The following is a 2,876-nucleotide window of genomic DNA, read 5'->3' on the forward strand; positions in this document are numbered from 1 at the left end:
AAACGATTACATTTATCAATTTTACTTTATTAAATATTATACATATTCTTTCGTTCCTCGTTACATACTAAAAGATAACTATTATAGAAAAAGATTATTATTATGGAACTTCAATTTATTTATGAAAAAAATTATTCAGGGTGCTCAATACGCAAAATATCTTTTACAAATATATGATGTGGATTCTCATCTTTATCGAGCATTGTACATACAGGAGCTTCTTCATCAAAGTATACGATCATTCCTTCTACGTACTGATATGTATGTTGAACTTGTACCGTTACTTTAATTTCTACTGCTTGTTCATACGCCCTTTTTATTTTCCGAAGCATTTTTGCTGAACATTTTCGTTTCTCTGGATACATAACCATTCCCATAAACCTATTCCCAGCTCTATCTTTCCACATATAATCCCAATGTGGCAATATGCCTTGTTTAAAATCTCCCATAATTCTCCTCTCCTTTATCTTCTATTTATGAACGTGGTGTTTCTGAATATGTATAAATTACCTGTCCACCGCGCTGTGCGTTCCCGATAATATGTTTAAAATCTTCTCGATTTACAACAACTTCTCTGAACGTATAAAATACATCTTTCGTCGCAACATACTCCTTTATTTCATCATTTTTCAGCTGATCCAAAATTGTATTTGCTAATTGTTTATCCATGTATTTCACCTCTCTGCAATATTTTATTCTATCGCATCTTCTATAGGTCCACAACGGTAAAATTATCCCGTTACTATTATGTAATTCACTTTCATTATTTTTATATCTATATCACTTTATTATATTCGCACTAAATATCATATACTAACATAGCTACTTCTCTATATCAAACTTTTTGATGCTCTGTATAACAAAGTTCCAAATCACTGTTTGATATTTTATTTTATGCTACAATATATATTTAGAACTAGGAGGGATACTATGATTCGGAAAGCAAAAAAGACAGATGCGGTAGAAGTAGCACCTTTATTGTATAACGCTCTGCACGAAATTGCTGAAAAAATCACAGGTAGCACAATTGAAGCAAAAGTAATACTAGGACTTGAAACATGGTTCATAAAAGAAAATAATCGATTGAGTTATGAAAACTGTTTAGTGGCTGAACAAGATGGAAAAGTAGTTGGGGTTATTGTCGTTTATCACGGTAGTGATACTGAACAACTTGATGCACCAATCATACACTACTTAAGAGAACTACATGAAGACGAATCCATTACGTTAGAAAAAGAAGCTGAGCTTGATGAGTATTATATTGACACGTTGTCAGTTTCAAATATGTACAGTGGACGTGGCATTGGCTCTAAATTAATCGATGCAGCTGAACTTCATGCAACTGAAAAAGGGCATGAAAAAATCGCCTTACTTGTTAATTTAGAAAACAAACGCGCTTTTTCACTATATGAAAAACTTGGTTACAAAGAAGATAAAACCGTTATGCTCGTCGGTGAACCGTATGCCCATCTAATAAAACCATTACGGTCATTGGTTTCTATATCTTAAAAGGACAATTCTTTTTTACTTGTTATGTAGAGAAAGAGGCTGCCAAAGGGACAGCCTCTTTTAAATTAATTTTGTATTTAATACATTTCCATCCATCGCCTCATGAAATGTATACGTTGTACATCCCCATGGCTTCCTATGGAAAATAGGCGAACCAGACCACCCCATTGCCCTCAGTTCAGTCCCAATCATCGCATTAAAATAACTATGACCTACAAGGGCAATATGTCCATGTACGAGCGCATAGCGGTGCAACATATTAGCGGCTTGCCTTGCTCTTTCTCGTACTTCCTTATAAGACTCAACCTCTTTACTATAACCAACTATCCATCGTGTACGTCCAATAAACATCCATACATTCGGTTTACATTTCAACCATTTTGGAGCATAAAAACTCGTTGGAACTTCAGCTTCCCTAAAAAGAGGATTTTGCACAAGAGATAGGGAATCCAATAACTCAGCCGCTGACTGTACAGCGCGCCTTTGATCACTCGTTACAACCAGTTTCGCTGATTCAATCGCCTCAATTGTTTCAATTGGTATAGGAGTTTCTTTTACTGTAGTCCCTAAATCATATTGCTTCACCCATTCACGAAATGAAATAATTGTCATTGGCTCTATAGTACTGTCCAAACGACCATGACGAATAAAAGAAATTCGCATTCTTTCCACTCCCCATTCATCACTTACGAACTATATTACGTACTATTTCTTATTGCCATCATACCATGCATAAAAAGAAAGTTATATATCCCCACCACTATCATGTGTTATCGATGTGTGCACACCATCCAGTCCATCAAAATATGTAGTTGTTTCATGATGACGCACTTTCTTCAACTGTATATAAGAAAATAAAAATAATAAAATCGCTATAAAGCTCCCCACAACTTCAAACATCATTTTACCGCCCCTAATTTCTCCCACTTTAGTAGGGTATTGTATCTTTTATTATACTCCCGTATAAAGATGTATGCATTTTCATCATTCCTCTCCTAAACAATATTTTTTACATATTTCCTTACAAAAAGTGAATATTTTTCGAATTTTTACTTTGGAAACATTTACAAAGTAGTAAATATAGTTCAAAATAAGAAGAAATAAAAAAGCCCAAATTATTCTTTTTTTGGGAAAACTGGAACAAGGAGAGTTGCTTATGCAGATCGCAGAAACTGGAGATATCATTGAATTTAAAGGTGGAATGCAAGGCCGTGTTCAAAAGGTAAATCAAAACTCCGTTATTGTTGATATAACAATTATGGAGAATTTTAGAGAACTAGATATGGAACCTCTTACAGTTGTAAGCCATAAAAACTATACTGTCATTAATCAACATGCATAATATAATAGAAAGAAAGGATCTGTAT

The 2,876-nt window shown here is 34.0% G+C and carries 6 protein-coding genes; 2 read left to right on the top strand and 4 right to left on the bottom strand.

Translation table 11 applies throughout. The features are described from left to right. Positions 1-131: 131 nt before the first annotated feature. On the bottom strand, positions 132-449 hold the full coding sequence (locus AB3X49_RS20595; RefSeq protein ID WP_002064389.1) for a hypothetical protein: 318 nt from the start codon (positions 447-449) through the stop codon (positions 132-134). A gap of 25 nt (positions 450-474) precedes the next feature. Continuing rightward, positions 475-669: a protein YkzS gene (gene ykzS, locus AB3X49_RS20600; RefSeq protein ID WP_002011514.1), complete on the bottom strand. Its 195-nt coding sequence runs from the start codon at positions 667-669 to the stop codon at positions 475-477. Positions 670-930: 261 nt separating this feature from the next. On the opposite strand from ykzS, the gene AB3X49_RS20605 reads away from it, so the two are divergent. Further along, on the top strand, positions 931-1,509 hold the full coding sequence (locus AB3X49_RS20605; protein WP_002064388.1) for a GNAT family N-acetyltransferase: 579 nt from the start codon (positions 931-933) through the stop codon (positions 1,507-1,509). 60 nt (positions 1,510-1,569) lie between these two features. On the opposite strand, the gene AB3X49_RS20610 is transcribed toward AB3X49_RS20605, so the two are convergent. After that, entirely contained in the window at positions 1,570-2,172 is a 603-nt protein-coding gene (locus tag AB3X49_RS20610) for a histidine phosphatase family protein (RefSeq protein WP_367964420.1), read from the bottom strand. 81 nt (positions 2,173-2,253) lie between these two features. Beyond that, positions 2,254-2,412 carry a hypothetical protein gene (locus AB3X49_RS20615; RefSeq protein WP_033706566.1) on the bottom strand — a complete coding sequence of 53 codons (159 nt, stop codon included), beginning with the start codon at positions 2,410-2,412 and terminating at the stop codon, positions 2,254-2,256. 253 nt (positions 2,413-2,665) lie between these two features. On the opposite strand from AB3X49_RS20615, the gene AB3X49_RS20620 reads away from it, so the two are divergent. After that, on the top strand, positions 2,666-2,851 hold the full coding sequence (locus AB3X49_RS20620) for a YkvS family protein (protein ID WP_002064385.1): 186 nt from the start codon (positions 2,666-2,668) through the stop codon (positions 2,849-2,851). Positions 2,852-2,876: the final 25 nt, after the last annotated feature.

It is taken from the genome of Bacillus sp. C30, from assembly GCF_040838255.1.
GTDB lineage: Bacteria > Bacillota > Bacilli > Bacillales > Bacillaceae_G > Bacillus_A > Bacillus_A mycoides.